17 protein-coding genes and 1 pseudogene are annotated in these 23,076 nt (G+C 69.3%); 6 read left to right on the plus strand and 12 right to left on the minus strand.

Annotation, left to right across the window (positions count from 1 at the left end):
• The first annotated feature begins 31 nt into the window (after positions 1-31).
• Entirely contained in the window at positions 32-1,930 is a 1,899-nt protein-coding gene (locus ACO4JP_RS07115; protein WP_425956682.1) for a glycoside hydrolase family 13 protein, read from the plus strand.
• 504 nt (positions 1,931-2,434) lie between these two features.
• Here the strand turns inward: ACO4JP_RS07115 and ACO4JP_RS07120 are convergent.
• The 3 genes from ACO4JP_RS07120 to ACO4JP_RS07130 all read right to left on the minus strand — a co-directional run bounded on the left by ACO4JP_RS07120 (position 2,435) and on the right by ACO4JP_RS07130 (position 5,955).
• Positions 2,435-4,762, minus strand: a complete 2,328-nt coding sequence (locus ACO4JP_RS07120) for a hypothetical protein (RefSeq protein WP_425956683.1) — start codon at positions 4,760-4,762, stop codon at positions 2,435-2,437.
• A 114-nt stretch (positions 4,763-4,876) separates the two neighbouring features.
• Positions 4,877-5,602: an ABC transporter ATP-binding protein gene (locus tag ACO4JP_RS07125; protein WP_425956684.1), complete on the minus strand. Its 726-nt coding sequence runs from the start codon at positions 5,600-5,602 to the stop codon at positions 4,877-4,879.
• A gap of 2 nt (positions 5,603-5,604) precedes the next feature.
• Positions 5,605-5,955, minus strand: coding sequence for a hypothetical protein (locus ACO4JP_RS07130; RefSeq protein WP_425956685.1), 351 nt, complete (start codon positions 5,953-5,955; stop codon positions 5,605-5,607).
• A 398-nt stretch (positions 5,956-6,353) separates the two neighbouring features.
• Between ACO4JP_RS07130 and ACO4JP_RS07135 the strand changes: the two are divergent.
• Both ACO4JP_RS07135 and ACO4JP_RS07140 read left to right on the plus strand, forming a co-directional pair.
• Positions 6,354-7,334 (plus strand): annotated as a pseudogene (locus ACO4JP_RS07135) (deoxyguanosinetriphosphate triphosphohydrolase); the annotation flags it as partial.
• 162 nt (positions 7,335-7,496) lie between these two features.
• Positions 7,497-8,078 (plus strand): alpha-amylase family glycosyl hydrolase, encoded by a 582-nt coding sequence (locus ACO4JP_RS07140; RefSeq protein WP_425957065.1) that lies wholly within the window; start codon positions 7,497-7,499, stop codon positions 8,076-8,078.
• Positions 8,079-8,105: 27 nt separating this feature from the next.
• Here ACO4JP_RS07140 and ACO4JP_RS07145 read toward each other — a convergent pair whose 3' ends face one another.
• The 9 genes from ACO4JP_RS07145 to ACO4JP_RS07185 form a co-directional block, all read right to left on the minus strand.
• Positions 8,106-8,660 carry a low molecular weight phosphatase family protein gene (locus tag ACO4JP_RS07145; protein ID WP_425956686.1) on the minus strand — a complete coding sequence of 185 codons (555 nt, stop codon included), beginning with the start codon at positions 8,658-8,660 and terminating at the stop codon, positions 8,106-8,108.
• A 55-nt stretch (positions 8,661-8,715) separates the two neighbouring features.
• Entirely contained in the window at positions 8,716-9,813 is a 1,098-nt protein-coding gene (locus ACO4JP_RS07150) for an LCP family protein (RefSeq protein ID WP_425956687.1), read from the minus strand.
• A gap of 55 nt (positions 9,814-9,868) precedes the next feature.
• The gene (locus ACO4JP_RS07155; protein ID WP_425956688.1) at positions 9,869-11,353 is read right to left on the minus strand and encodes a polysaccharide biosynthesis tyrosine autokinase; all 1,485 of its coding nucleotides are present in this window, start codon (positions 11,351-11,353) and stop codon (positions 9,869-9,871) included.
• A 229-nt stretch (positions 11,354-11,582) separates the two neighbouring features.
• Positions 11,583-12,464 (minus strand): glycosyltransferase family 2 protein, encoded by an 882-nt coding sequence (locus ACO4JP_RS07160; RefSeq protein ID WP_425956689.1) that lies wholly within the window; start codon positions 12,462-12,464, stop codon positions 11,583-11,585.
• Positions 12,457-13,179, minus strand: coding sequence for a WecB/TagA/CpsF family glycosyltransferase (locus tag ACO4JP_RS07165; RefSeq protein ID WP_425956690.1), 723 nt, complete (start codon positions 13,177-13,179; stop codon positions 12,457-12,459). Before ACO4JP_RS07165 ends, ACO4JP_RS07160 begins: the two co-directional genes overlap by 8 nt.
• An 87-nt stretch (positions 13,180-13,266) precedes the next feature.
• On the minus strand, positions 13,267-14,652 hold the full coding sequence (locus tag ACO4JP_RS07170) for an O-antigen ligase family protein (protein ID WP_425956691.1): 1,386 nt from the start codon (positions 14,650-14,652) through the stop codon (positions 13,267-13,269).
• A 3-nt stretch (positions 14,653-14,655) separates the two neighbouring features.
• Entirely contained in the window at positions 14,656-15,711 is a 1,056-nt protein-coding gene (locus tag ACO4JP_RS07175) for a polysaccharide pyruvyl transferase family protein (RefSeq protein WP_425956692.1), read from the minus strand.
• Positions 15,698-16,945, minus strand: coding sequence for a lipopolysaccharide biosynthesis protein (locus ACO4JP_RS07180; protein ID WP_425956693.1), 1,248 nt, complete (start codon positions 16,943-16,945; stop codon positions 15,698-15,700). Before ACO4JP_RS07180 ends, ACO4JP_RS07175 begins: the two co-directional genes overlap by 14 nt.
• A gap of 79 nt (positions 16,946-17,024) precedes the next feature.
• Positions 17,025-18,404, minus strand: coding sequence for a sugar transferase (locus ACO4JP_RS07185; RefSeq protein ID WP_425956694.1), 1,380 nt, complete (start codon positions 18,402-18,404; stop codon positions 17,025-17,027).
• An 842-nt stretch (positions 18,405-19,246) separates the two neighbouring features.
• Between ACO4JP_RS07185 and ACO4JP_RS07190 the strand changes: the two genes are divergently transcribed.
• The 3 genes from ACO4JP_RS07190 (at position 19,247) to dnaG (ending at position 23,033) form a co-directional block, all read left to right on the plus strand.
• A complete protein-coding gene (locus ACO4JP_RS07190) occupies positions 19,247-19,594 on the plus strand; it encodes a hypothetical protein (RefSeq protein ID WP_425956695.1) in 348 nt (115 codons plus the stop codon).
• 87 nt (positions 19,595-19,681) lie between these two features.
• Complete coding sequence (locus ACO4JP_RS07195) at positions 19,682-21,001, plus strand: deoxyguanosinetriphosphate triphosphohydrolase (RefSeq protein ID WP_425956696.1); 1,320 nt, start codon at positions 19,682-19,684, stop codon at positions 20,999-21,001.
• Positions 21,002-21,092: 91 nt separating this feature from the next.
• Positions 21,093-23,033, plus strand: a complete 1,941-nt coding sequence (gene dnaG / locus ACO4JP_RS07200; protein WP_425956697.1) for a DNA primase — start codon at positions 21,093-21,095, stop codon at positions 23,031-23,033.
• Positions 23,034-23,076: the final 43 nt, after the last annotated feature.

Raw genomic sequence — 23,076 nt, forward strand, 5'->3', positions numbered from 1 at the left:
TCGGCGGTCTCACGGCAGGGTCGGTGAAGGGATGAGCCTGCTCGACCAGCCGCACCACGACGGGTCGGCCGGCTACGTGCCGGCCGGGCAGCACGCCGTCGGCGACGTCGTCCCCGTGCAGGTCCGCGTCCCGCACGCCGCGGGCGTTCGCGGCGCGTGGATGCGCACGGTGCGCGACGGCGAGCCGCGCGTGGTCGAGGCGCGCCTCGACCACGCCGGCGAGCACGAGGACACCTACGTCGCCGACGTCGTCGTGCACAACCAGCCGACGCACTACAGGTTCCTGCTCGGCACGCCCGCCGCGCCGGGCGGGTACCGCTGGCTGAACGGCGCGGGCGTGCACGACCACGACGTCCCGGACACCGGCGACTTCCGGCTGACGACGGCGCCGCCGGCTCCGGCGTGGCTCGGCGCGGGCACCGTCTATCAGGTGTTCCCCGACCGGTTCGCACGCTCGGCGCGCGCGGACGAGCGCGAGGTCCCGGACTGGGCCGAGCCCACCGCGTGGGACACCGAGCCGGCGCCGCACGCCCCGCTCACGGGGAGGCAGCTCTACGGCGGGGACCTCGACGGCATCGCCGAGCACCTCGACCACCTCGAGGACCTCGGCGTCACCACGCTGTACATGACGCCGATCTTCCCGGGCCGCTCCAACCACCGGTACGACGCCTCGACCTTCGGGTCCGTCGACCCGCTGCTCGGCGGCGACGAGGCGCTGGCGCGGCTCACCGCGGCCGCGCACGCGCGCGGCCTGCGCGTCATGGGAGACGTCACGACGAACCACACCGGCCTCGGCCACGACTGGTTCGCGACGGCCCAGCAGGACCAGGGCTCGCCCGAGCGCGGCATGTTCCTGTGGGCCGGGTCCGACGGCGTCCCGGCCGCCGGGGCCGACATCGACCCGCGCCACCAGCCCGCCTACGTGTCATGGCTGGGCCACCACACGCTGCCCAAGCTCGACTGGGCCAGTGACGAGGTGTGGCGCCGCATGGTCGACGCCGACGACTCCGTCATCGCCCGGTGGCTCCAGGCCCCGTACGAGCTCGACGGCTGGCGTGTCGACGTCGCGAACATGACCGGCCGGTACGCCGCCGCGGACCGCACGCACGAGGTGGCGCGGCGGCTGCGCGAGCGCATCACGGGGCTGCGCCCCGAGGGCGCCCTCATCGGCGAGCACTTCCACGACTACACCGGCGACCTGCCCGGCGACGGCTGGCACGCCTCGATGAACTACGCCGGCTTCTCGCGCCCCGTGTGGGGCTGGCTCGCCGATCCGGCCGCCGGCTACAACCACCTCGGCCTGCCGGTGCCGTACGGGCGCGGGCCGGGCCGGGCGATGGTCGCCGTGATGCGCGAGTTCGCCTCGCGCGTGCCGTGGCAGGTCGCGGCGGCGCAGTGGAACATCCTCGGCTCGCACGACACCCCGCGCGTGCGCACGCTCCTGGGTTCCGCCGCCACGGTCGAGCTCGCGGCCGCGATGCTCTACGCCTACCCGGGCACGCCCATGCTGTTCGCCGGCGACGAGACCGGCGCCGTCGGCTCCAACGGAGAGCACGCCCGTACCACCATGGCGTGGGACCAGGCCGCGACCGGCGGCGCGCGCTGGGACCTGGAGACGTACGGGGTGTTCCGCTCGCTGTCGAGGCTGCGCCGCGACAGCGGTGCGCTGCGCGACGGCGGCCTGCGCTGGGCCGTGGTCGACGACGACGCCGTCGCGTTCCTGCGCGAGACGCCCGACGAGCGCGTGCTCGTCGTCGTCGCGCGCGGGCCGTGGCGCGGGGCGACCCTGCCGTCGTGGCTGCTCGGGGCCCAGGCGCCCGAGCTGCTGTATGGAGGGTCGCTCGTCGGGACCCCGTCGCTGACTGTCGGGGGCGACGGCATCCGGCTCGGCGGCGATGGGCCGGCCGTGGGGGTCTGGCGGCTCGCCTGACCCGAGTGGGGTGGGGGTGCCGGCGTCTCGCCGCACCCCCACCCGGGGGGAGTTCCGTCCGGTGGTGACCACCAGACGGCGTGGAGCCAGACGAGGTCGTCGACAGTGGGGAGTAGTCCAGGTCCGCGGGCACCGCCACGACGTCGAGCGCGCAGAGCTCATCTGCGACCGAGCGGGCGGCCCGGGTCCGCCTGCAGGCGCCCGGCCTCGTCGGGCGAGACCAACCCCCAGGCCAGCAGCGCCTCGGTCGCCTCGTGGACCGCGCTGCGGCTCATCGCCATGGCCTGGACCGCCTCACCCCACGGTATAGGGCCCGGTTGAACTCAACTGCCTTGGCTCGTGGCTGTGGGCTGTGATTGACACGAACGTCATCCCTGCCTGTACACCTTCTGATGGGCGCGGGTTCCCTCTGCACGGCTGACCCAGCCGCCCGCTCACAGCCGATCGCGCCGGGCCGGCTGGCTTTGCGCAGGTCGGACAGCGTTGAGCCGTGCCGGAGCTGCCTCAGGTGGCAGACGACGTGCTCTTTGCACTCGGCCACAGCCGGTTGGTGGAAGTTGGGGCCCTGCCCAACGTGACGATCGTGGTCGCGAGGATGGCGAGCGCTGTGGCGGCAGGCAGGAAGACGACTGGTGTGGCCCAGTTGACGGATTGCGACCCCCAAAGCGGGGCGGTCAGGATGAGCGCGGTCGGACCCGCGAGTATGGCCAGCACGGGATCGGCCATCATGACCGCGGCGAGCAACCAGCGGGTACGGCGTGCCAGCGCGAGACCGTCCAGGATCTCGAGGAGGGGGCGGCTGGAGCGCACAACACCGAGGCCGAAGATCGCCATCATCGAACCGGCGAGGGCGGCGGTACCGACTCCTGTGAACAAGGTGAAGGCGTTGAGCCCAGCGTCCTCGAATCCGCGCTCCACGAACACTTGGGATGCCGGAACGACTGCGGAGATGGTGGCCGCGGTGCGGTCCAGGTCGTCGAGAGACAGCTGCGATCCGTCGAGCACGATCTGGTTATAGCCGCTGGCGGTGAGCCCGAGCTCTTCCGCAAGCGCAGAGCCTGGCGCGACGACTGCACCGGGGAGTAGGTTACCCAGCGCGGCGTTGGGTTGGGCCGCGACGACCCAGGCGTCAATGATCTGTCCGTCAGTATTCGTGGCTAGCAGCCCGATCATGCCGTCGGAGATCAGGGCGGGGTCGGCGACGACAGGGGCGCCTGTCTCGTGCCAGCCGGGCGCGTTCTGAGCGCCGATCGCTAGGTCTGTCGGGTTGACGTACGTCTCTGCGGGCACAGGGCAGCTCTCATCCCCAAGACGCAGGTCTCCCACCTTCGCGCACTGGACGAACTCCGGGCTTGAGGCGAAGAACCGGGTCCGGGAACTGTCGGGCAGGTTCAGGAGCCAGGGTGCCGGCAGCTGACCGTGGTCCACTGCTGCCCATGTGCCTGCGACCAGATCGACGGTCGAGGCGTCGGCCTCTGTGACAAGGATCGACGAGGACGGTTGCAAGGGCGCGTACCTCTCGGCTCCGGTGATGTACTCGCTACGCCCCTGCGCCGACAGGAATGAGCCAGACAGGACAAGCGCGGCACCGACCAGCGCGGTGAACCATGCGGTTGGGGTGGCCCGCTGTGCGGCGGCGACGACGTGCCGTGGACCGACGCGGGCAGCGTAGTCGGTGACAATGCGGCTCAGGGCCACGGCGGCAGGCAGCAGCACTAGGCCGCAGCACAAGGCTCCGCCATAGGGGTTGATGAGGTGGATCAAACTCGCCCCGTAGATGAGTGCACCTGCGGCGAGCCCGCCGACGCCGACGAGGGCTCGAGTACGCGAAGTAAGGTCGAGCCGGAAGCGTGCGTGGCCCTGCTCGCTCCTGAGGACAAGCTCGATGACGATGAGGACCCCGACGACGGTGGCGGTCAGGAACGCGACTGTCCGCCCGAGATTGATCGCCCCGGTCTGCCACGCCTGGTCGGCGACCCGACCTAACATCTGGTAGAGCACAGCGACCGCGAGGTGGCCCGCAAGGCCGCCGGCGAGTGCGCCAGTGACGGCAGCCGCAGAGCAGGCGCGCCGCAGCACACCTCGCGCATCGCTGCTCGATAGCCCGAGGGCGCGCAACGCGCCGGTGTGGATCAGCATTCGTGAGCGCGCGATCGTCACGACCCCGGTCCATGCCGCCAGCGTGAATAGCAGCCCGAACGGACCGATGTAGACCAGCGCGGCGAACCGTCCCGTGTCCAGAACGTCGGTGCGTTCCTGCGCAATGCCCCGCGAGGAGCGCACGGTCACGCGGACCGACTCATCGTTCAGCGCGGCCTCGATCGCAGGGTTGGAGAAGTCCGGGGTGTCCAGCAGCCACCGGGAGGCTCCGGGTGGCTGGGCGCCCGCGTCGAGGACGGCAACAGCTGTGCGCAGGTACGGCTCGTTGGGGATGGAGAAGACCCGGCCTACTACCCGTTCCAGGTTCAGGCCATCGGTTGTCAGGCGAATGCTCGCCCCGACGTCGACACCCAAGGAACGCGCGGCGGCCTCGGATATGGCCACTGACACCGGACCCGAAACCGGACCCGCGTCCGCTCGGATGTCGACCCCGTAGCGTGCCTCCACCCGGGGGTCGGGGCTCATCACCAGCGTGACGTCGAGCCGTGTGGCGTTGGTAGCGGCCGCGCCGCTGGTTGTGGTGACCCTCGGGAGACCGGCCGCATCGAGCGCTTCCGCCGCCTTAGCGTCGGACACCTGCACGGTGTACTCGAACCCTGCGTTTTGGCCAGCGGCGCTCTGTTCCTCCGCTCGGGCACCTGATGCGCGCATGCCGTCGAGCAGGACGATCACGGTTACGCACACAGCTACTGTTGCGGCCAACAGCAGGAACAAGCTTGTCTCACGCGTGACCAACCGCCGGACCAGCTTCCTGCGAGCACCTCGTTCCGACACGCGCGTCGCCCTCTAGTCGATCCTGGCCAATGCCGGCTGGAGGTGACCATCGATGAGGTCGTACGTCACGTCCATTGCTTCCGAGACCCTCGGGTCGTGAGTGGCCACGACCAGCGTGGCACCCCGGTCGTGAACCGCCTGGCTCAGCAGCGCGATGACCGACTGCGCCGTCACTCGGTCCAGAGCGGCTGTGGGCTCGTCCGCGAGCACCAACGCAGGTCGGCAGACCATCGTGCGCGCGACGGCGACTCGCTGCTTCTCGCCCCCGGACATCTCCCCAGGAAACCGAGTGGCGAAAGGGCCGGCGTCAAGCTCGTCGAGCATGGCTCTGGCTTGCTCGACAGCCGCGCGGCTCGGCATGCCACGCACTTCGAGAGCGATCGCGACGTTCTCCAGGCCAGTAAGAAACGACACGAGCTGGAAGTCCTGGTGGATCAATCCGATCCCCGGAAGGCGACGCGCTTCTCGCGGGGGCACACCTGAAACCTCGACGTGTCCGGAGGCCGGGTCGATGTCTCCCGCCAGAACCCGCAGTAGCGTCGACTTCCCGCTACCGCTCGGGCCGCAGACGGCGACTGTCTCCCCGGCCCGGACCACGAGATCGAGACTGGACAACGGCGTCGCGCGAGCATGACCCGACCCCAGTACGACCGTCAGGTCAACGCACGCGGCAAGCACAGACGCCTCGCTGTCGGAGGGGCCCACGCTTGCCGCATGCGATGCGATCACCGGGCTCACTGCTAGACGGTGGCGATCTCGCACGACGTGCCGATGGCGAAGCTGGCGTAGTCGGAGTAGTACTTCTTCCCGCTGTCGTCGGTGAACCACGGGGTGAACTTGTTCGGGAAGATGGACGAGCGCACGAGCTCCCCGCGCGCCTTCTTGTTGGCGTCGAGAGAGGTGCTCCAGGCCGCCACACGAGCGCTGGAGTCCGTCGGGTGGTCTTGCTTCGCGGTGCCGCAGTTGCTGGTTGCCCACGCTGACCCTGCGGTCACCACGAGACCGCCACCGGCGAGCGCTGCGGCAAGCGCCAGTGCGGACATCCGAGCCCCGAACTTGGTGATTTGAATCTGCAAGACGAACCTCCTCATTGAGCGTGCGTTGCGCGGTCTGTCTACCAGGCCCGCATTCGGGAGCGCCTTACACATTTGTAATTTCACCCGGTGGGATGCACCCGTCCGTGTCCGGTTCGCAACTCGGCGGCGCTCACCTCAAGGGCAATGACCTGCCCATCCATGCGTGCACGGGCCGGCGCGCAACTGCGTTTCTGCGGGCATCCGCAGGTGCGTCGACGGGTCGTCGCGCATCGGGTCCTGGTCGTGATGGCGGCCCCTGGCCGATCATGCCGCACGGATCAGCTGGAGGCCCCGCGCCGGCGTCGGTCGACGTGACCGACCAGGAATGAGGCAACTGGCCAGCGCCGCGTCCCGTACGACGTCGAGGCGGAGGTCGCCATCGCCCACGAGCTCGGAATGCCGCTTGCACGCGATTGGGAGAACGAGCTGCGTACGGCTGTCTACCGTGGCAGCCAGCGACCCGTCGATGTGTAGACACGTCGTTAGGCTTCCCCCCGTGCAGACCTTCTGCCGAGGGTGAGCAGGGCACACCCTCCTACGGCGACGCCGACGTCGAGCGATACGTCAAGGAGCCGCCCAAGCAGAAGTCGCGCACGCCGTTCGAGCGCGACCGCGCACGCGTGGTGCACTCCTCGGCCATGCGCCGGCTCGGCGCCAAGACGCAGGTGCTCACGCCCGGCACCGACGACTTCGTCCGCACCCGGCTGACGCACTCGCTCGAGGTCGCGCAGATCGGGCGCGAGATGGGGCGCGCGCTGGGGTGCGACCCCGACCTGGTGGACACCGCGTGCCTCACGCACGACCTGGGGCACCCGCCGTTCGGCCACAACGGGGAGCGGGCGCTCGCCGTCGTCGCCGCCGGCATCGGCGGGTTCGAGGGCAACGCGCAGACGCTGCGCCTGCTCGCCCGGCTCGAGCCCAAGGTCGACGGCGCCGGGCTCAACCTCACGCGCGCCTCGCTCGACGCGTCGGTGAAGTACCCGTGGGAGATGGGCGAGGGCCCGCTGCGACCCGACGGCACCATGACGCCCAAGTTCGGCGTCTACCCGGACGACGGGCCCGTTTTCGCCTGGCTGCGCCAGGGCGCGCCGGCGGGCGTGCGGTCGATGGAGGCGCAGGTCATGGACCTTGCTGACGACATCGCGTACTCGGTGCACGACGTCGAGGACGCCGTCGTCGGCGGGCGCCTCGACCTGGCGCTGCTCGAGTCGGCGGACGAGCGCGCCCGCGTTGTCAAGGCGGTCCAGGCCTGGTATGGCGGATGGCACACCGCCGACGCGATCGAGGCGGCGCTCGCCCGGCTGCACGAGTCCGGGCTGCTGATGACGGACTTCGACGGCTCGCGGCGGGGGCTGGCCCGGCTCAAGGACGTCACGCGGCGCTGCCCAGGCCGCGACACGGGGGACCTGCCGGGCGACGGCTGGCACGCCTCGATGAACTACGCCGGCGTCTCCCGACCCGTGTGGGGCTGGCTCGCCGACCCCGCCGCCGGCTACCACCACCTGGGTCTGCCGGTGCCGTACGGGCGCGGGCCGGGCCGGGCGATGGTCGCCGTGATGCGCGAGTTCGCCTCGCGCGTGCCGTGGCAGGTCGCGGCGGCGCAGTGGAACATCCTCGGCTCGCACGACACCCCGCGCGTGCGCACGATCCTGGGTTCCGCCGCCACGGTCGAGCTCGCGGCCGCGATGCTCTACGCCTACCCGGGCACGCCCATGCTGTTCGCCGGCGACGAGACCGGGGCCGTCGGCTCCAACGGAGAGCACGCCCGTACCACGATGGCGTCGGACCAGGCCGCGACCGGCGGCGCGCGCTGGGACCTGGAGACGTACGGGGTGTTCCGCTCGCTGTCGAGGCTGCGCCGCGACAGCGGTGCGCTGCGCGACGGCGGCCTGCGCTGGGCCGTGGTCGACGACGACGCCGTCGCGTTCCTGCGCGAGACGCCCGAGGAGCGCGTGCTCGTCGTCGTCGCGCGCGGGCCGTGGCGCGGGGCGACCCTGCCGTCGTGGCTGCTCGGGGCCCAGGCGCCCGAGCTGCTGTATGGAGGGTCGCTCGTCGGGACTCCGCCGCTGACGGTCGGGGGCGACGGACTCCGCCTCGGCGGCGACGGGCCGGCCGTAGGGGTGTGGCGGCTCGCTTGAGGTTGGTGTCTCCGGTGCCGGCGGCTGTTATCGCGTCCGCAGCGCCGTGACCAGCCTGTCCAGGTGCCCGTTGATCTGCGCGTACGACGCCTGGTACACCTCGTCGGCGAGCCCGTAGGGGTCGACGACGTCGTCGTACGCGTCGTCCGTGCCCAGGAACCGGTGACGTAGCCCGAGGGCGGCCCGTACCAGGGGGCCGAGCCGCTCGGCGTCGGTCGCTCCGGCGACCGTTCCGGCAGGCACGGCGGACGCGAGGCGTGCAAGCTCCCCGAGCGACATGGTGCGTCGCAGCGCCAGCGGCTCGACCTCCAGCACCTGGGCACGGTGCGCCGCGGTGAGGGTGAGCACGAGGTCGGCGTCGCGCACGTCCTCCGGTGTCAGCCAGTGCGAGCGGAACTCGGACGTGTCGATTCCGTCCTCGGTCAGCAGGCGCGCCATGGGCGGGTGCACGGGCTGTGCGCTCAGCCCTCGCGTGCCGGCGGAGGCCACTGTCACGGTGGGGTCGACGGCGCGCCGCAGCAGCGCCTCGGCCGCCGGAGACCGGCAGATGTTTCCGGTGCAGACGAACAGGACGACGAACACGTTTCCTCCTCCCGCGACGAGTCGCGGCTCCCACGAGTTCCGATGGAGAACTTGCTTAACGGACCGTGTGCCCGAGGATCTTCAGCTCCTCCGCGTGCTCGGCCACATACGCGGTCGCGTCGTCGGCCGCGATAGCGGCCATGAGCGGGTCGAGCCGCTGACGATCGAGCACCACGATGGACTGCCGCCCGTCGGGGCTGCGGCCGGTGCCGGCGTGCGGGGCGGTGAGGAAGGTGACGTCGCCGGGTCCGAGCCCGATCGTGCTCGTGAACAGCTCGCGCATCCGGCCCGCGGTGAGCGCGTCGTCGGCGGCAACGGACCGGCTGACGGTGGTGAGGAAGTCGGTCACGGTGCGGACGTCGGTGCGGTTCTGGGCGACGTCCTTCATGATGGCGCGCATCCAGTTCTGCTGGCGCTGCACCCGGTCGAAGTCGCCGTGCGGCAGGCCGTACCGGGTACGCACGTACCGCAGGGCCTCCTCGCCCGTCATCAGGTGCGTGCCTGCGGGCTGGAACCCCTGCGCCCGGTCGTGCACGTCGTGCGCCACGGTGATCTCCACCCCGCCGAGCGTGTCCGTCATCTCGGCGAACGACTCGAAGCTGGTGACCAGGAAATGGTCGATGCGGATCCCGGTGAGCTGTTCGACGGTCTGGATGAGCAGCGGCGGACCGCCCCAGCTGAATGCGGCGTTGATCTTGGACTCGCCGTGGCCGGGGATCGGCACCCACAGATCGCGCGGCAACGAGATCACCTGGGCGGCCTGGCGGTCCCCGGGTAGGTGCACCAGCATGATCGTGTCGGTGCGCTGCGCGCCGTATGCCCACTGGGTCGGGTCGTTCGCGTTGATGCGGGAGTCCGAACCGACGACGAGGAAGTTCACGGGGCCGTTCGCGCCCGCCGCTGGCGCCGGGTCGGGCCGCTCCGGGAGGTCGGCGAACGGGTCGCCGAGCCGCTCGATGTTGCGGTCCAGGTTGTGCTGGAACAGCAGTACGGCGCCCAGGCCGCCGCCCAGCAGGAGGGCCACGAGCACCCCGACGGCGGTGAGCGCCTTGGCCTTGCCGCTCATCCGGCGGCGGGTCCGGGCGGGCGCCTCGGGCGTGCCGGGTCCCGGCAGGGGGCCCTGCCCGGCGCCTGGCATGGGGGCGGTCGTCATAAGGCTCCTGAACGTCGTGCGTGTGTATCTACGGAAAGGTGCGCTCGTCGTGCAGCTACGAGGCGCGCGAGCCGACCAGCGCCTCGACCTGCGCATCGCGGTGCTCCGGGATCTGGGCCGGGGCAGGGGCGTGCTTGCCGGCGCGGCGCTTGCCGGCCGTCGTTCCCGTGCGGCCGGCCGTAGGTGCGTCGCTCGCCGTGTAGTACGAGTACTCGTACTTGTCGCGGCCGCCGCGAGTCGGCACCCGGTTGACGACGGTGCCGAGAACGCGCGCGTTGGCGGTGCCGAGCGTGTCGAGCGAATCCTGGAGCTGCGCCTTCTGGGTGGTGCCGGCACCGACGACGACGACGGCGCCGCCTACCAGGCGGGCCAGGATCGCGCCGTCGGTGACGGGCAGCAGCGGCGGCGAGTCGATGATCACGACGTCGTACCTGCGGTTCAGCTCGTCCACGAGTTCGGACATGCGATGGGACCCGAGCAGCTCGCTGGGGTTGGGCGGCACCTGGCCGGAGGTGATGACGTCGAGGTTGCCGTTGCCCCACGGCTGCACCACGTCGTCGATGGCGGCGCGGCCGATGAGGGCGGTGGTCAGGCCCACGGATCCCTCGAGGCCGAGGTACTTCGCGACGGTCGGGCGGCGCAGGTCGGCGTCTACCAGGGCGACCTTGGCACCGGCGTCTGCCAGGGTGAGCGCCAGGTTGATCGACGTGGTGCTCTTACCCTCTGCGGGGAGGGACGACGTCACGACGATCGCCTTGGCGTTCTCGTCGACCGCCAGGAACTGCAGGTTGGTGCGCAGGCGTCGGAACGCCTCGGACCGCGGCGAGCCGGCAGGTTCCTCGATGATCAGGGGGTGTGTGGCCGCTTCGGCCTCGTGGGCGATGGCGCCGAGCACGGGGGCGTCGGTGATCGCGTTGACGTCGGCGACGTCGCGCACCTTGGTGTCGAGCACGTCGCGCAGCACGGCGATGCCGACGCCGAGGGCGAGGCCTACGAGCAGGCCGAGCGCCAGGTTCATCGTGGTGTTCGGCGACGACGGCGCCTCCGGCACCGAGGCGGACCGAACCGTGCTGACCTCGACGGGCGACTGCACCTCGCCCATGGGCGTCTCCAGCTCCTGGACGACGTCGGACAGGGAGTCCGCCACAGCGTTCGCGATGGCCGCCGCCTGCTCGGGTGAGGGGTCCTCCACCGAGAGGTTGATGAGCACCGTGTCCAGCGGGCTCTCTGCACTCACACGCTCGGCCAGGTCCGACGTCGTCTCCGTCAGCCCCAGCTCGTCGAGGACGGGCTGCAGCACCCGCGGCGATTGGACCAGCTGGATGTAGGACCTCACCTGTCGCACGGTGAAGTTCGAGCCCTGCAGCAGGTCGGACGTCGTGTCCGACCCGCGCACGGAGACGAACACCTGGGCCTGCGCCGTGTAGGCCGGTGTGGCCAAGGCCGACGCGCCGAAGCCGGCGAGCACGCCGACGACAGTCAGCAGCGCGATAGACAGCCAACGCTTACGCAGCAGGCTCAGGTAATCAGCGAGTTCCAACTGGCCGTCCTCCCATTAAGACCCCCGGCGCAGCTCGGGTCGCGAGACTGCAGGGATATCACCAGCGCTCGTCACGGTCGTGCAGAGCGCGAAACGACCCTAGGTCGGTACTTCGTCCATGGCCGGTGCGAGGCGCGCTACCTACGTGCCCACGGCCCAGATCGCTCGTCTGGCCCACGCATGATGGTGCCCGGGCGCCGGATTGACGCCTGAGGGCGACGGGCCATCGTCAGCCGCGTTTGACGATGCCTGACAGTCCGACCGCAAGGGCGGCAGCGTGAGGTGCCGCCCTCAGCGCGACGAGATAACTGCGCACACCGTCGAAGGAACGGGACGCGAGCGCGGCGCGGAGCACGTGAACCGTGAGGAAGTCGGCGCCCGCACGCCCGGGAATCCGCGACTGATACGTCGTGAACCAGTCAAGCGAATGACGCCAATCCGGGACCCGCGAGACTGAGGACGCACTTCCCTTCGCAACATGCGCGGACGCACGTTCATCCCAGGCAAACTCGCCACCGGTCCGATCCAGAAGGCGGAGGACGAGATCCCAGTCCTGGTGCTTACGAAGCTCGTTCGACCACCGGACGTCCTGTGCGAGCTCGCGATTCACGACGATTCCGCTCGTCTGAACGGCATTGCGACCGAACCGGAAGCGATCGCGAGTGACGATGTATCGCGCTACGGCCTGGTCGCGGCCCGCTGGAGCGGTGTCTGGCACAACGCGAGAACCCCCGCTTGGCAGCTCAAAGACGAAGCGCCCGAGCACCAGGTCCGGTCGGTGGCCCGCAATCGCCGTTGCCGCAGCCAGCCGGCCCTCGAGATGCGTGCTGTCCCACCAGTCATCGTCGTCAAGAAATGCGACCCAAGGGGCGGAAGCATCCGCAAGCCCGAGGTTCCGGGCTGCGCTGCCACCCTCCCCGCCCTTCGTACACAGGATGCGGCACGGGATATCGGCGAGCATCGCCGTTACGTTGTCGTACTCACTCTGTCGATCGAGGACGACGGTCACCCGGGTTGGAATACTCTGAGTCACGGCTGTCGACGCCGCCCGCACGACGGACGCGCGCCCGATCGTAGGAATGACGACATCGACGACAGGAGCGTCATGCATGGCGCCTCCTCGAGGCGTTGCGCCGCCGCACCAGCCGCGCCAGACGGAACGGCTCGACGAGATACCGGCGGGCAAGGCGCCGTGGGTCGCAAGAAAGTCGATAGAGCCACTCCAGTCCCATGGCACCCATCCACCGTGGCGCTAGCCGCTGCGCACCGGAGTAGTAGTCAAAACACCCTCCCACGTTGGCAACGACCTTGCCGGAGAGCTTGTCGGAGTTCTTCAGGATCCACCGCTCCTGCCGTGGCATTCCGAGGCCGACCAGGACGATGTCGGCTTCCCGGATCGCGGCGTCAACTTCGGAGGATCGCTTCTCCAGGTCGTACCCGTGCTGAGGGAGCCACGTGACGTCGAACTCTCGGTTGAACACCTCGGCGGTCCGGGCGCTCGACTCGGGAGTACCGCCGATCGCGGCGATGGTGAACCCACCCTGACCCAGGAGCACCTCGAGCCAGTCGGTGCTGCCGACTCTGTAGCGGCTCGGCAGCGGTCTTCCCTCGACGAGTTTCAGAACTGGCCATCCATCGACCAGACAAAGGTCCGCGGACTTGGTGAAGTTGGCGAATTGTGGATCGGTCTCGAACATGTACAGCCCGTGGAGATTGACGTTTGATATCGTCAATCCACGCTTCTGCGACGTCGCATCGACAATGTGATCGACGACCTCCTCGGAGGTAAGGGGCGTGACCGAGAGATCGAATCCCTTGACTTGCACTGGAGCAACTTGCATAGTATTCCCTTCGCCATTGGGACCGGCCGCAACAATTGGTTGGGCCCGCCAAACTCGATTGAACGTCTGTCGCTATCCCACAGGTTCCATTGCTCGCCTCGCGACGATGCTTTCCGTTCGCGGTCCCAGGCGTGGAGCGAGGTCGCGCGTGCGATGGCGCTTCACCACCCGCCGGCCTCTGGCCTCTCGGCGGAGGCGCCGCAAGGCGAATGCGAATAGGAAAAGACCAAAGGTTGCGAAATGGTTATAGGTAACGAAGACAAACATCACCGTTCCGGCACCCGCTATCAAAGCAGTGATCGAGAAGATGGCGACACCGACGACCATCTCGCCTTCCAGCGCGTACCGATATGAGTTCACCAAGATATAGACAATTATTCCGACTACCATCGCCAGGCCGATAAGCCCTAGGTCGACGGCAGTCTGGAGGTAGGCCTGGTGGAAATGCGGGATCTCGTAGTTCCGAAACACCGGTACGGCCTGTCGGATCTGTTCGGCGTACGGTGACCGAAAGTAGGCATCGAATCCCCAGCCTGCCAGCGGTTTCTCCAACCAGGTGGACATGCCCCAATCCCAGAGGATCGTGCGCCCCGTCAGGGTCGGGTCGCGATCCAGCATCATGAGAAGGTGACTCCAATTGGCCGCCGCCAGGGCTCCGCCCACCGCCACCAAGCCTGCCAACCGGATCAGCAGCGCCGAGGTCCGAACTTTCCGCTTGCCGGCTGCTCGCACAGCTCCGAAGGCGACGAGTCCGGCGCCGAACAGCACGAGTGCTGTGGCAGATCCCGACAGCAGGGCGGCCCAACCCAGAACGGCGAGCGCACTCGCTCTTCGCACGCCGCGCATCCGAGCGCAGACAGCGATGGCACCGATCGCCGCGTAGAGGCCGGCCGTGATCTTGTGAGGAAAGAAGCCTCGGAACGGGATGCCGCCCAGAATGTTGGGCCGCTGGTGGTGGTCCTGGTGGTAGACCTGCGGCACGCCCAGGTAGTACGCGATCAGTCCCACCACCGTGAGCGCGACCACGACACGCGCGACGATGGTGAGGATCTCGCCGATCTCGAGTTCTTCGGCCATGAGGTAAGCCGCGACAATATTGGCTGCAAGCAGCAGGCCAAAGACGATCGTCATCGACGGCTCGATCGACCAGATTGCTGACGCGAGGACGTACACGGGAAACGCCAGCGTGGCGCCCAAAGACCTGGACGCATGCCGAACGCTCGTCAGGAGCAGCAGAAGGGTCCAGCCGGCCAGAAGGAGCCAGCTCGCGATGAAGAGCTGCGACGTACCCGTGTCGCCTGGAGACGACTGAGGCACCAACAGCACCGCGTTGGCGCCCAACAGGCACGCGACATAGACGTGGTAGTAGACCCGCCGAATCTGACCAGCAAAGATTCCGGCCTTCGGGCGCGCGGTGCCGTCCAGCGGCAAGACCCGGCTCGGCGCATGCGTCGCCATGGTCTAGGTCCGACTGCTCTGGATGAGTTGCGCCTGAAGATCACCGATGCTGCGACGCGTCGAACGGAGCGCGCCCGCCAGCTCCGAGCCGGACTCGACGAGATGGCTCCACCTCGCCCGATCGTCGACGCCGTCCATGGGCGCGACCGGGAGATCCGTCACCAGACTGAACGTCCGGGAGATCTTCTCCGGCGACGTCGTCGAGACGCCGACAGGAATCGCGCCCTCGGTGTACCCAAAGATCAGCGCGTGGATCCGGTCGCTGAGCACCGCCTTGCACGTTCGGTAGGCGGCGCGAACGCGTTCCTCTTGCTGTTCATGTGTCATGCCTTCAGGCCAGACGAGAAGATCTGCATCCAGTAGCCGTGCCAGCTCCTCCGATCGGTGCGCGTCTCGTTCCACCTGGACGACGACGACTAGTCGCGCATCCTTGTCGTCCGCGAAGTCACGAACGGCAGCGATCCATTCGTCTGAAGGTCGCGGACGGTCACCCCTCATCGAGACTGCAATTGTCTTGCGGATGTCCGGTACGCCAGATGGCTCCAGGCTCCCAAGGGCGAACGCCCAGTCGGGAACTGCGTTCCCTCGACCGACGGCATCCATCGTGCGGCGATCACGCCAAGTGACGACGTCTGCGATTCTCGAGAGTCGGCGGAGGTGTGTCATCGCAACCGGCGTGCCAGGCCGAACGGACACGCCGGTCATAACGACCGACCCTCCGCGCAACTTGACAACGAGCGAGAGCAGCACCTGCCACCATGACTTCCAGAACTCACGCCGTTCGCCTGCGACTTCGCCTGCATTGAGGGCAAAGTCTGCGCGTCCCCGTGCGGCTGCTTGGAGCGCGCCGCGAAACCAACGTGATCGTTCGGTGTAAACGCGGTCGTCTTCCTGCAGCCCAAGCCCGGTGGCGTAAGACTCATCCCGGCCCGCGAGAACGTGCAGCGTTCCCATCTTCCTGAGGGACTGCAGGTAGGCGCGTCGAAGCGCAGAGTCCCCCAAGTTGTCCCGCTGACCGGCCGGATTGACGAAGATGAGTCGATCTTCAGTCCCCGTCATTGCACAACTCCATGCTTCTGATGTTTGTTTGAGCGATATCCAGTGCCATAAACGATTCGTGGCAACTCCTGTCGTACTTTCGAGTCTCCGCCAGGACGATCACGAGCATGACCACGTACCCCGCCACGGTGACTGCACCGAAGGCGATGGTCGCGCCGACGAGGCCGATCCCCATTCCCAATGACAGGGCCAGCACGAGGGCGGTCCCGACGAGACGCCAGATCTGCAGCTTGGCGAGTAGCCGTTCGCGAGCGAGCATCGGGAGGACCGGCATCAGAGGTCCGACGACGAGCTGAAAGGCCATAGGTATGGCGAGGAGCGCCGCGATGTCGCCGGCGGCGCCCCAGCCCTCACCAAGCAGCGGTTCAGCCAGGATCGGCGCGCCGACGATGATCGCTGCCGCGATGGCTAGCGAGCAGGTACCGAGGATCAGGATCTGCCGCCGAACGAGTCGTGCCAGGTCTGGGCGCCGTGCTCTGACGACGGGTGCCAGCCTGGACTGAACAACTTGGCCGAGCCCCTGACCAATGAGCGTTAGAGGCGCACCAGCAGCGCGCTGGGCGACCCCGACAAAGGCGGCTGAACCCGCGCCGAGTGCACCGCTAGTAATGACAAACGACTGGCTGGTTGCGGTGGCCGTCACGCCGGAGACGATCGACGGGATGATCCGACGGATGGTGTACGGAGTGTCTTCGTCGCCCGCCTCGACCCTCTCGCGAGCGAATCCGCGTCCCCGTGTCATGGCCATTGAGATCAGTCGCGCGGCGAGAATGGAGAACGCGGCGAACAGGATGCTTCCACCGACGAGAACGGTGACGATCTGGAGGCCTGCGGCGAGCAGGCCGGATATGAGGTTTCGCCGGGCCAGGAGCTTGAGCTGACCAGAGCGAATCAGCCGAGCGTTGTCCACGACCGTCAACCCAAATGCAGCCATGAGCGCCGCGGACATCATCGAGACCGACACGCCACTACCACCGCCGACGACGGCGAGGACGATCCCGACCGCGATCGCCACCGCGGCGACAACGAGAATGGCCAGGACGCCGGTCCGATAGAGACGGCGGGCATTCGCGGAGTATCGCGTCGCCGGGAGGACGAATTCGACTCGGAGAGTTGCGAGCGGCTGCAGGGTCATGGCGATAGCTGTTGCCACCTGATACTCGCCCAGGGCCGCCGGTCCAAAAGCTCGCGTCAGTACAGGCAGGACAGCCATCAGGCTCAACTGCCCGACCACCTGTGAGCCGATCAGACTGGCCGACGCAAGCCGACCGCGTCTCGGGTCCGCCCCCTTCTCGGCGGCGAAACCGACGTCGCTATGAGGCGCCATCACGACCCACGACCGCGCGCACCGTTCGCAGGAGGATGTGGAGGTCTTCCGCCATGCTCCAGTTCTCGACGTAGTACAGATCGAGACGCATGGACTCGTCGATGCTCAGGTTGTTTCGGCCCGAGACCTGCCAGAGGCCCGTCATCCCGGGCTTGATCAGGACGCGGCGGCGGATCTCCGTGACATCGAGCTCCTGCCCGTGCGGTGTCAAGGGCCGCGGTCCGACCAGCGACATCGACCCACCGAGCACGTTGAAGAGCTGCGGCAGCTCGTCGATAGAGAATCGCCGGATGAACTTGCCCACCCCCGTGATCCTCGGGTCGTCCTGGGCCTTGTAGTAGATGCCGACGTTGTCGCCGACGACCTCCTTGAGGCGGGACTCGGCGTCCACGACCATCGAGCGGAACTTCAGCACCTGAAAGGGCTCGCCGTTCACGCCGATGCGCGTCTGCCGGAAAAGGACCGGCCCAGGGCTCGTCAGCTTGATCGCCAGAGCCGTCACGGCCAGCGGCAGTGAGAACAGCGCGATCAGCAGCGCGGACCCCACGACGTCGAACACCCGCTTGAACTGCAGCTGCGGCACGGTGTACCCGGGAGCCTCGACGTGCACAAGCGCCATACCGGGCACGGGGCGAGTGTGGATACGCGGAAAGGCCACGTCAGTGAGGCCTGGTGCCAGCACCAGATCAGCGCCGTGCGGCTCGAGGTCCCACGCGAGGCGCTTGAGCGCCTTCGGCGTCACCTCGTCGGATCCGGTCACCACGACCGTGTCGATCTTGTGCTCGGCCACATAGGCGGCGGCGTCGCAGATGTCAGCGACCACCGGGACACCGCGCAAGTGTGGAGTGGTTTCGACAGGCTCAACCGCCGATGGGGTGCAGGCGGCCACGATCTCGATGCCGGCCTGCGGCGTGCGGGAGAGCTCGCCGATCAGGTGCGCGGCGCTCTCCCGGGACCCGACGACGACGGCGGTAGCCATACTCCGGCCGAGCTTGCGCTCCTCAACCAGGATGCGGCGCATCAGGTAGCGGCCCAGGAGGAGCAGTAGCAGACCCAGCGGCAGCACGATCCCGACGTACGTCCGGCCGAACTCCCACCTGGACAGGTAGGCAGCGATAGCCGCGGTACCGAACACGGCCATGGTCACCTTGACGACGCGAGCAAACTCCCAGGAACCGGCGCCCATGAGCTTGAGGTCCAAGGAGCCCAAAGACCACAGCGCCGCGAGCCAGGTGACGATCAGTACCACCGAGGTGATCGCGTGGTGCTGCACCAGCGCACCGCCGTCGAGCACCACGATCCCCGCGATGCCGTACCGGACCACGTGAGCGAGGAGCACGGCCAGGCTTACGGCGATCGTGTCCACCACGGCAACCCTTCGCCGCACGGCGGTCTCCCAGGTGCGGCGGGTGGCAGGTGCCACGCTCTGCACCCTGAGCTCTGGTGCTGCGGATACTCCTTCGATGGTCTCGACTGCCATAGATCCCTCCCTCGGCTAGGCCCAACCAGTGGAACGGCCGCAGCGCGCGAGGCTCGTCGACGGGCGCAGATCGACGGTGGACTTGGCGCGCTGCTCGGTGACGGCTTGCCGCGCGAGTGGCAATACCTGCAGGGAGACGTGCGTCCCGATCGCTGGTGCGCCTCGGCATTCAGAGACGGGCGGAATCGCCCCATCCGGGGATTCGTAGCGGCATCCCGGCCGAGCCATCGCGCCCCTGCCAGTGGCACCGCGCTACTCAGGTGCAGGCCATCCATCTCAACCGGGGTGCCGTGGGGGCCACTCAGTTGTCGCGCCAGGGACGCTGTGACCGGCCGAATCGGGAGAGCGTTGGGGGGTCACGCCCTTGGCAGCGCTTACCGGGTGGCTCTCGGCACTTCGTGACATCCAACCCCGGAGGGGTTTGGTTGTACGGCCTCACCGACGTTGTTCGCCCCGCCGGCGTTCGCCGAACGGCGGATCACAGATCACCGCACCCTGCCCAGCCGGGCCCAATCACACACGCCCCCGAGCGACCCGAGCAACGGGGACTCTTCACCTCAGGTCGGGGCACCCCACCGAGCCGCTCGAGACGACCCTGCGTCCCTGGGCCTGGCCTCGGGCCACCGACCGGGAGGAGGGCCCGAGGTCGGTGTCCGGTTCTGCCGACACGGTCGCCTGGTTGTCCAGCGACGTCGTGCCGTCCAGGTAATCAGCAGAATGCCGTCTGTTTGTTCAACAAAGAGGCGTCCAGATGCTCAATAGGAGGGCGTCCGACTGCTAGGTGCCCCTGTGGCAACCAGCGGCGCATCATCGACGACGCCCTTGACGAACTGTTCCCGCACCTGGCCGCGGTTGCGCTCGAGGGCGCGAAAGGCGTTGGCAATACCGCGACGGCGAGTGAGCGGGCGCGCTCGATCTTGTCGCTGAACCTGAGCGCACAACAGGAGATCGTCGCCGCCGACTCTGACTTCGTCGTCCGGGTCGAGCGGCCGGTGCTGGTCGACGAGTGGCAGTTGTTGCCCTCCGTGTGGGACCGGGTGCGTAAGACGGTCGTGGCCTCTCAGAGGGATGACTGACACCGCCCACCACACAGGGCTCCGGCACAGTCGCTGGATGGGTCTGACGTGGGGCTGCGGCCAGGGCGTGTGCGTCGGCTGACTACCATGACGCCCGTGCAGACCTTCGAGCAGGGCGCCTTCGACCCCGACGTCGTCGGTGGCGTGCCGCGCCCCGCCGAGGGCGAGCAGGGCACGCCGTCCTACGGCGACGCCGACGTCGAGCGGTACGTCAAGGAGCCGCCCAAGCAGAAGTCGCGCACGCCGTTCGAGCGCGACCGCGCACGCGTGGTGCACTCCTCGGCCATGCGCCGGCTCGGCGCCAAGACGCAGGTGCTCACGCCCGGCACCGACGACTTCGTCCGCACCCGGCTGACGCACTCGCTCGAGGTCGCGCAGATCGGGCGCGAGATGGGGCGCGCGCTGGGGTGCGACCCCGACCTGGTGGACACCGCGTGCCTCACGCACGACCTGGGGCACCCGCCGTTCGGCCACAACGGGGAGCGGGCGCTCGCCGTCGTCGCCGCCGGTATCGGCGGGTTCGAGGGCAACGCGCAGACGCTGCGCCTGCTCGTCCGGCTGGAGCCCAAGGTCGACGGCGCCGGGCTCAACCTCACGCGCGCCTCGCTCGACGCGTCGGTGAAGTACCCGTGGGAGATGGGCGAGGGCCCGCTGCGACCCGACGGCACCATGACGCCCAAGTTCGGCGTCTACCCGGACGACGGGCCCGTTTTCGCCTGGCTGCGCCAGGGCGCGCCGGCGGGCGTGCGGTCGATGGAGGCGCAGGTCATGGACCTTGCTGACGACATCGCGTACTCGGTGCACGACGTCGAGGACGCCGTCGTCGGCGGGCGCCTCGACCTGGCGCTGCTCGAGTCGGCGGACGAGCGCGCCCGCGTTGTCAAGGCGGTCCAGGCCTGGTACGGCGGATGGCACACCGCCGACGCGATCGAGGCGGCGCTCGCCCGGCTGCACGAGTCCGGGCTGCTGATGACGGACTTCGACGGCTCGCGGCGGGGGCTGGCCCGGCTCAAGGACCTCACGAGCTCGCTCATCGGCCGGTTCAGCGGCGCTGCCCAGGCCGCGACACGCGCGGAGTTCGGGCCCGGCCCGCACACCCGCTACGGCGCCCGGCTCATGGTGCCGGACGAGACGGCGCTCGAGATCCTCGCGCTCAAGGGCGTCGCGGTGGCGTACGTCATGGCACCGCGCGAGCAGGAGCCCGTCTACCTGGCGCAGCGGGAGATCATCGCCGACCTCGTCGACGTGCTGGCCGACCGCGCTCCCGTGGCCCTCGAGCCGCCGTTCGCGGCCGACTTCGCGGCCGCGCCCGACGACTCCGCCCGGCTCCGGGTGGTCGTGGACCAGGTTGCGTCGCTCACGGACGTGTCCGCGATGCAGTGGCACGCCCGGCTCCTGGGGCGCTGACTTCACCCCGAGGGTCGTGGCGTGCCGTCCGACCACATCCGTTGGGAGGTCTTCGGGTCCCAGCAGTGGCGCGCCGCCTAGACTTCGGGTCGTGGCGGGCCTGATCAAGCGCGAGGACGTGGAGGCGGTCCGCGAGCGCGCGCGCATCGAGGAGATCGTGTCCGCCCACGTCACGCTGAAGCCGGCCGGCGTCGGGTCGCTCAAGGGGTTGTGCCCGTTCCACGACGAGCGCTCGCCCTCGTTCCACGTGCGACCCGGCGTCGGGCGGTACCACTGCTTCGGCTGCGGCGAGTCGGGCGACGTCATCGCGTTCGTGCAGAAGACCGACGGCATGGGCTTCACCGAGGCCGTCGAGTACCTCGCCGACCGGGTGGGCGTGCAGCTCCGCTACGAGGACGCGCGCTCCGGCGCCGCGGTGGGCACGGTGCGACGCGAAGAGCCAGGGCGGCGCCAGCGCCTGCTCGAGGCCAACCGCGTCGCCGCCGAGTTCTACGCCTCCCAGCTCTTCGGGCCCGGCGCGACAGCGGGCCGCAAGTTCCTGGCCGAGCGCAGCTTCGACCGCGCCGACGCCGAGAAGTTCGGCGTCGGGTACGCGCCCACCGGGTGGGACGCGCTGATGCGGCACCTGCAGGGCAAGGGGTATACGCAGGCCGAGCTCGTCGCGGCCGGGCTCGTGAGCCAGGGGCAGCGCGGGGTCTACGACCGGTTCCGCGGCCGGCTCGTGTGGCCCATCCGCGACACGACGGGCGCCGTCATCGGGTTCGGGGCCCGGCGTCTTTATGACGAGGACCAGGGGCCCAAGTACCTCAACACCCCCGAGACCACGCTGTACAAGAAGTCGCAGGTGCTCTACGGCATCGACCTCGCCAAAAAGGCGATCGCGCAGAACAAGCGCGTCGTCGTCGTCGAGGGCTACACCGACGTGATGGCCGCGCACCTGAGCGGAGTCGAGGTCGCGGTCGCGACCTGTGGCACCGCGTTCGGCGGGGACCACGCCAAGATCGTGCGGCGCCTGCTCGGCGACTTCGCCGCGGGCGGCGGGCTCCAGCTCGCGTCCGGGCAGTCGCTCGGCGGCGAGGTGATCTTCACGTTCGACGGCGACGCCGCCGGGCAGAAGGCCGCCATGCGCGCATTCGGCGAGGACCAGCGGTTCCACGCGCAGACGTTCGTCGCGGTCGCAGCGGACGGCATGGACCCCTGCGACCTGCGCATGGCCCAGGGGCCGCAGGCCGTGCGGGCGCTGGTCGACTCGCGCGTTCCGCTGTTCGAGTTCGTCATCCGCACCACCCTCGTCCGGTACGACCTCGACACCGTGGAAGGACGCGTCGGGGCGCTGCGCGAGGCCGCCCCGCTCGTGGCCGGGATCCGCGACCGGGCGATGCAGCTGGGCTACTCACGCTCGCTCGCCCGGTGGATCGGCATCGACCCCGAGGACGTGCGGCGCGAGGTGGCCCGCGCGGCCGAACGCCCGGCCCCGGCCCCGCGCCGCCCGCCGACCCAGGTGGTCGAGCCTGTCGAAACCACCCAGACGCCGGCCGCCCCGTCGCTCCCGATGCCCAACCCCCGCGACCCCGTCGCCCGCACCGAGCGCATGGCGCTGGTCGCCGTGCTGCAGTACCCGCAGCACGTGCCGGCGGCGTTCGACGGGCTGGACGAGGACGCGTTCGGCGTCCCCGCCTGGCGGGCCGTGCACGCGGCGATCCGCGCGGCGGGCGGCGTCGCCGTCGGGCGCGCGATCGGGGGCGGCGCCTGGGTCGGCGCCGTGGAGGAGCAGGCCGGGGAGACCGTGTCCCGCCTGGTCGACGAGCTCGCCGTCGCCCCGCTGCCCGAGGACCGCGAGGACGCCATCGGGCGGTTCGTCGTCGACGTCGTGCGGGCGCTGCAGGACCTCGGGCTGACCCGCCGCATCGCCGACGCGAAGAGCCGCCTGCTGCGCCTGGACTCGAGCACCGACCCGGAGACCTACCGGGAGGCGTTCCAGACGTTGCTCACGATGGAGGCGGAGCGGCGGACGCTGCGGGAGCCCGCTTAGGCCGGTCGGGCCTGGCCGCGGCCGCCCCTGGTGCAGGCACAAA

It is taken from the genome of Xylanimonas sp. McL0601 (assembly GCF_049852175.1).
Lineage (GTDB): Bacteria > Actinomycetota > Actinomycetes > Actinomycetales > Cellulomonadaceae > Xylanimonas.

Bases quoted from the DNA above. Each gene is read 5' to 3' on its own strand.
- ACO4JP_RS07150 (WP_425956687.1), bottom strand. From the start codon at position 9,813: ATGACGACCGCCCCCATGCCAGGCGCCGGGCAGGGCCCCCTGCCGGGA.
- ACO4JP_RS07130 (WP_425956685.1), bottom strand. From the start codon at position 5,955: ATGAGGAGGTTCGTCTTGCAGATTCAAATCACCAAGTTCGGGGCTCGG.
- ACO4JP_RS07170 (WP_425956691.1), bottom strand. From the start codon at position 14,652: ATGGCGACGCATGCGCCGAGCCGGGTCTTGCCGCTGGACGGCACCGCG.
- ACO4JP_RS07115 (WP_425956682.1), top strand. From the start codon at position 32: ATGAGCCTGCTCGACCAGCCGCACCACGACGGGTCGGCCGGCTACGTG.
- ACO4JP_RS07175 (WP_425956692.1), bottom strand. From the start codon at position 15,711: ATGACGGGGACTGAAGATCGACTCATCTTCGTCAATCCGGCCGGTCAG.
- ACO4JP_RS07140 (WP_425957065.1), top strand. From the start codon at position 7,497: ATGCGCGAGTTCGCCTCGCGCGTGCCGTGGCAGGTCGCGGCGGCGCAG.
- ACO4JP_RS07195 (WP_425956696.1), top strand. From the start codon at position 19,682: ATGACGCCCGTGCAGACCTTCGAGCAGGGCGCCTTCGACCCCGACGTC.
- ACO4JP_RS07160 (WP_425956689.1), bottom strand. From the start codon at position 12,464: ATGCATGACGCTCCTGTCGTCGATGTCGTCATTCCTACGATCGGGCGC.